This window comes from Flavobacterium sp., assembly GCF_029242675.1.
Lineage (GTDB): Bacteria > Bacteroidota > Bacteroidia > Flavobacteriales > Flavobacteriaceae > Flavobacterium.
This window is the reverse complement of the sequence record NZ_JAQWTM010000152.1, coordinates 1-5,834: the sequence shown is the minus strand read 5'-3', so window position 1 is coordinate 5,834 and position 5,834 is coordinate 1. Positions and strand designations below refer to the sequence as shown.

The 5,834-nt window shown below is 37.4% G+C and carries 8 protein-coding genes; 7 read left to right on the top strand and 1 reads right to left on the bottom strand.

The window, feature by feature from the left end; genetic code table 11:
* The 5 genes from P8M54_RS06105 to P8M54_RS06085 all read left to right on the top strand — a co-directional run.
* Nucleotides 1-262 (top strand): YHS domain-containing (seleno)protein (locus P8M54_RS06105; protein WP_300286286.1); only part of this gene is annotated, 262 nt, incomplete at its 5' end.
* Nucleotides 263-518: 256 nt separating this feature from the next.
* Complete coding sequence (locus P8M54_RS06100) at nt 519-1,007, top strand: DinB family protein (protein ID WP_300286284.1); 489 nt, start codon at nt 519-521, stop codon at nt 1,005-1,007.
* Nucleotides 995-1,729, top strand: coding sequence for an NRDE family protein (locus P8M54_RS06095; RefSeq protein ID WP_300286281.1), 735 nt, complete (start codon nt 995-997; stop codon nt 1,727-1,729). The genes P8M54_RS06100 and P8M54_RS06095 overlap by 13 nt, the downstream gene beginning before the upstream one ends.
* A complete protein-coding gene (locus P8M54_RS06090; protein WP_300286279.1) occupies nt 1,716-2,768 on the top strand; it encodes a D-alanine--D-alanine ligase in 1,053 nt (350 codons plus the stop codon). Before P8M54_RS06095 ends, P8M54_RS06090 begins: the two co-directional genes overlap by 14 nt.
* A 3-nt stretch (nt 2,769-2,771) precedes the next feature.
* Nucleotides 2,772-3,416, top strand: a complete 645-nt coding sequence (locus P8M54_RS06085; RefSeq protein WP_300286277.1) for a LysE family transporter — start codon at nt 2,772-2,774, stop codon at nt 3,414-3,416.
* Between the two features lie 18 nt (nt 3,417-3,434).
* Here P8M54_RS06085 and P8M54_RS06080 read toward each other — a convergent pair whose 3' ends face one another.
* The gene (locus tag P8M54_RS06080; protein WP_300286275.1) at nt 3,435-4,022 is read right to left on the bottom strand and encodes a GNAT family acetyltransferase; all 588 of its coding nucleotides are present in this window, start codon (nt 4,020-4,022) and stop codon (nt 3,435-3,437) included.
* Nucleotides 4,023-4,143: 121 nt separating this feature from the next.
* On the opposite strand from P8M54_RS06080, the gene P8M54_RS06075 reads away from it, so the two are divergent.
* Both P8M54_RS06075 and P8M54_RS06070 read left to right on the top strand, forming a co-directional pair.
* Nucleotides 4,144-4,821: an SDR family oxidoreductase gene (locus P8M54_RS06075; protein WP_300286273.1), complete on the top strand. Its 678-nt coding sequence runs from the start codon at nt 4,144-4,146 to the stop codon at nt 4,819-4,821.
* Between the two features lie 9 nt (nt 4,822-4,830).
* On the top strand, nt 4,831-5,433 hold the full coding sequence (locus tag P8M54_RS06070; protein ID WP_300286271.1) for a SprT-like domain-containing protein: 603 nt from the start codon (nt 4,831-4,833) through the stop codon (nt 5,431-5,433).
* Nucleotides 5,434-5,834 lie beyond the last annotated feature (401 nt).

Genomic DNA, 5,834 nt, shown 5'->3' with positions numbered 1-5,834 from the left:
TTATTTTTCTAGTGAAAGTAACAAACAAGCTTTTATCAAAAATCCTTTGGCATACGAGCCACAATATGGTGGCTGGTGCGCTTACGCGATGGGTGAAACAGGGGATAAAGTAGCCATAAATCCCACAACTTTTAAAATTGTAAACGGAAAATTATACCTTTTTTACAATTCGTTTTTAAACAATACTTTAAAAACGTGGAACAAAAACCAAGCGGATTTAAACAAAAAAGCAGATACTAATTGGATAAAGATCATACAATAAACAGGCTGTTTTAGAGTTTTAAAAAAGGCATTTAGTAAGAGTGAAAAGCAGTTATTTTTTTAAATACCTCAGTTTACTTTTAGATCTATTTTCGTTTTTTAGTACTACTGTTCCAACTGTCTTTGTTTTGTTTAACATAAAATTAGCATCGTGACACGAAGCAGAAGTGATTAAATTCATTTAATTTGACTTTATTTGTTGTTTATTTTCTTACGTAGTTTAAAATGCTACAGCTTCACCATAACCGAAATTTACTATGCTTGTACCCTCCATAATAAGTAGTTTGAACCAATTAAAAGGTTTGCTCGAAGAACTAGAAGATACTGAATATGCGACTCCTTGTACTTTTTTAAGTAATTCCTCCATTGGAGAACACACAAGACATATAATTGAAATGTTTCAATGTTTAGAAGCAAATTATGATTTGGGTATTGTAAACTACGATAATCGAAAACGAAATAAAAGTATTGAAACGGATACGGCATTTGCAATCAGTCAAATTCATGCCATTCAGCAGACTTTAGATAAAGAAAATAAAAAAATAGCCATCGTACACTATTTAGATGGGGAAGAAATTCGAATAGATAGCAATTATCATAGAGAACTTCTTTATAATTTAGAACACTGCATCCATCATCAAGCCTTGATTAAAGTGGCAGTTTTGCAAAGTGATACGGTTTCCGTAGCTGCTGATTTTGGTGTTGCACGTTCTACAATCGACTATAAAAAGACATGTGCACAGTAAGCTTCGTTAAAACAAACCATACGGTAATTCTCACCTCAAACAGGGACGAGCGTGTTCTTAGGCCAAGTGCTGAGCCACCTTTAGTCTATGCGCTAGCCGGTAAAAAAATAATGTACCCCAAGGATCCTCAAGCTGGAGGTACCTGGTATGTTGTAGACAATGACGGCACTGTACTCGTTCTTTTAAATGGAGCACGTGAAAAGCATATCATTAATCCTCCTTATAGAAAAAGCAGAGGTCTAATAGTCCTTGAATTAATTAGTGCCTTGTCACCTATACTCGAATGGGACGGTATTTTATTAGAAAAGATAGAACCCTTTACTATTGTTTTATTTGAAAAAGAGGTGCTGTATCAATTGCGTTGGGACGGACTTGAAAAAGAAAAATTAGTTTTAGATTCCAATAAAAAACACATTTGGTCCTCATCGCCTCTATACAGTGCCGCAATTCGAAAAGAAAGAGAGCAGTTGTTTTATTCCTTTTTGCAAAAAAATGAGTTCGTTGATGCACAAGCAATGTACCAATTTCACAGGTATACTGATGTCGAAGACAGCGAGAACGGCTTAATTATCAACCGGAATAATGCATTAAAAACATTGAGTATTACGCAAGCTGTTCTAAAGGATAGTGCCTTAGATTTACGGTACTTTGATTTAATAGCGGAACAAGAGTGTGCTTCATCAATTGTAATTGAAAAAAAAGTACAAAGTGATAGTGTTTAGAAAAATTAGGTTAGCAATCCATAAAATTTTGCATTGGGAATATTGGCCATTTCAAGTGGTTTATATTCCTGTTTATTTTTTATGGCTGTACTATGCAGTAAAAGCAAAATCCCTTTTCTTTTTTAATGCTGCCAATCCATCCATCACCAATGGCGGTTTTATGATGGAATCTAAAAAGGAAATATATGATTTAATTCCGCCCCAATTTTATCCTAAAACTGAACTTATCAAGGAAGGCATTGCCGCGACAGCAGTTCAAAAAGTAGCGATTGATGCAGGTATAAAGTATCCTTTTATTGCAAAGCCCGACATAGGATTACGAGGTTCAGGCGTCAAAAAAATAGAGAATAGTACTGATTTGGAAACCTATGCTGCCAAGGCAAATTTTGACTATGTAATTCAAAATTTGATTCCATATACAAATGAAGTTGGCATTTTTTATGTTCGCTATCCAAATCAAAAGGCGGGCAAGATTACCGGAATAGTTTCCAAAGAGTTTTTGATAGTTGAAGGCGATGGAGTGCTGACAGTTGAGCAATTAGTGCGACTCAATCCTCGATTCGAAATGCAACTCCCTTCCTTAGAAAGAGAGTATGGCTCCATGTTAAATACCGTTTTGGCTCAAGGCCAAAAGTTAAACTTGGTACCTTATGGCAATCATGCCAGAGGTGCTAAATTTATAGATGGTAGTCATTGGATTACACCCAAATTAGAAGCGATGATGAATACCATCTGTTTGCAAATTGATGGTTTTTATTTTGGAAGACTCGATATAATGTATGACAGCTTTGCTGATTTAGAACAAGGGAAAAACTTTTCAATTGTTGAATTAAATGGTGCCGGTAGCGAACCAACGCACATTTACGACCCCAAGCATTCGTTGTTTTTTGCATGGAAGGAACTAATGAGGCACATCACTTACATGTATGAAATTAGTGTGATCAATCATAAAAATGGTGTGGCGTACTTACAGCATAAAGATGGAATACGAGAGTATAAATTGCACATACAACAAAGCAGTAAAATCACAAATATTTAAAAAATGAAACTACTAAAAAACAGTATAGTTGGTTTTATAGTAAGTTTTGTTGGCTCCATGCCTTTGGGGTATTTAAATATTGTTGGTTTTGAAACGTATAATAGTCTCGGTTTAGAGAGTTTGCTTTTGTATTTATTAGGTGTGGTAATCATTGAAGCAGTTGTAATTTATTGCACTTTAATTTTTGCTCGTACACTAGTTCAGAACACTAAATTAATGAAGGTAATCGATGTTTTAGGCATCTTCTTTCTACTGTTTTTAGCCTATTCATTTTACGCTCATTCGCAAAAATCCACTATCGAAAAAGGTTATATTAATGCCTATATTGCTTACAGTCCTTTTTTAATGGGTGTGCTATTAAGCAGTCTGAATTTCTTGCAACTTCCCTTTTGGACCGCTTGGAACCTGTATTTGTTAAACAATAATTATATCAGGGTGGCGAACCTGCGCTTAAAAATGTGCTACTTGGTAGGAACTATCGTTGGTACTTTTTCAGGAATGATTGCCTTTGTTACTATTCTGCAGGCTATTTCAAAAAACACGACTGGACTCACTAGCTACTTAATGCCTGTTGTTGTTCCATCGATTTTTGTTCTCTTGGCCTTATTCCAACTGTATAAAGTGGTAAAAAAGTACCTGTTAACATAGGTATTGTAAAGTTTTGGGTTAGCCGCCTACCACACTTTCGCTCATGTCATAAGCCAGAATACGGTACTGATTGTTGTTGTATTTAAATGCACCTATAACCGTCCACTGTAATTTTGCTGTATGAGCTCGAAGAGACGGGAGATTTGCCTGATTGATAAAAGTCAATCCTAACGGAAATCGTTTCACCATCTCCTTTCTCATAAATTCAAAAAACGGAACAATCAATCCCTGACCCCGATAAGCAGCATGAATGCATATGGGACCGTACTGAAAACTTTGAGTGGTGTTGATTGCAAAGTTTTTGAATTCTAAAGTCGGGAAATAGGTAATCATGTGTTCAAAAATGGGCCATTGGCGGTAGTATTCCCAGTCTCCAGCAAAAATATAAGCAACGATTTGATCCTGATCAAGACCTATAAATAAACCACGCTGCTCAATAATGGTAGTCAATTGGTCCGTTGAAAACCGGGTTGTCACAAAGCCCGCTTGTTTTTCCTCTTGAGATAAATTATCAACCAAGTACAATTCTTGCAAAGCGAGTATGCCTGGAATATGAGTTGCGTCAGCAATTTTATAGGCAATTGTAGGCAAGGTGACTGTGTTCATAAGCTTCGACTTTAGATTGTAATAGTACTAAAAAAAAACAGAAAAAAAGAACCCTTTTCCTTTTCCTAAACCAACTCTTTTTCATGACGGTATTTTTAATGATTTTGCTTATTTTTGTGGTATGAAAAACATTATAGTTACCGGAACGAGTAGGGGAATAGGTTTTGAGTTGGCCTTAAAATTTGCAAATGCAGGTCATCAAGTACTTGCTATTTCTAGAAAAACACCCAAAGCACTTTTAGAGCATGCCAACATCAGTTGCCTATCAGTCGATTTAGCCATTGAGGCCGACGTGCAAGCGGTAGAAAAATTTATCACCAGCAGTTGGAAAACCGTAGATGTCATCGTACATAACGCAGGAAGTTTAGTCAATAAACCGTTTACGGAGCTTACCCAAACCGATTTTGAAAATGTATACAAAGTAAACGTCTTTGGAGTAGCGAACTTAACCAGAGTTTGCATTCCGTTTTTACCCAAGGGAAGCCATGTGGTAACCATTAGTTCTATGGGAGGCATTCAAGGAAGCTTGAAATTTCCGGGCTTAGCCGCTTACAGTTCAAGTAAAGGCGCTGTTATCACCTTGTCTGAATTACTAGCCGAGGAGTACAAAGAGCAAGGCATTGCCTTCAATGTTTTGGCCTTAGGATCGGTACAAACCGAGATGCTCGAAGAAGCTTTCCCAGGATACCAAGCACCAATTTCAGCCGAAGGAATGGCGCAGTATATTTATGATTTCACCCTAACTGGAAATGCTTATTTCAACGGAAAAGTATTGCAAGTGTCTTCTACAAATCCTTAAACAACCATCTTGAGCGATACCCTAGCTAAATTTCTTCCTGATCACGCAGTCAAGCCCGCTTTTGAGCTGATTGTGACACACGGCGTCCATTTAAAAATTGTAAATGAACGTTCAACTCGTCATGGCGATTATAGAAAAGGGCTCAGTGGCAAGCACGAAATAACCGTAAACGGAAGCCTCAATAAATACCGATTCCTCATTACCCTCATACACGAAATTGCGCATCTAGTCGCTTTCGAAAAGTACGGTCGCAATATCAAGCCCCATGGGCACGAATGGAAACACACCTTTCAGCAACTGATGGTGCCTTACATACGTCCCGAAATTTTCCCCAACCAATTATTGCCCTTGCTCGCTAGGCATTTTAGAAACCCCAGCGCCAGTAGCGATACCGATGCTACTTTGTCACTTGCCTTAAAGCAATTCGATCAGCAAAACGATAAAAACTACGTATTCGAGATTCCGTACGGCAGCGTATTCAGAATCAAAAACGGAAAAGTATTTAAAAAAATCGCCGTTCGTACCAAGCGCTATGAGTGCCTAGAAATTAGTTCCGGTCGCTTGTACCTTTTTAACCCAAATGCCGAGGTTGAACTTTTGCCGTCTCATTAATTTTTGTAAGGCCTAATCCTGCCATACGCTATAACCCACCTTTGCGCGCCTTTTTTTATTAGGTCGTACCAAGAGCTTCCTCCGGTCGCTTTGCTACTTCCATAAAAAATAGGCGCCCTGCTCGCGGGGTTGCCGCTACTATCAGGGGCAGAACGAGTGTAGTCCTATTCACGATTAGTTACGACTCAAAACCTCAGAAAAAACTTGCTGAAAATTCCTGCGGGTAAGGAAAAGTTGTATATATTTGATGTTATAGAGTAGTTATGCCTCAGTTTGGCAGAACCGAAACTGAGGCGGTAAAATTTAATATAAACCTTAATAATAAATAAAATGACAAAAATTTTCGTAGCAAACATTACTTGTAATTCATTAATAGCAGAAACTAATCTGAAAAAATATGT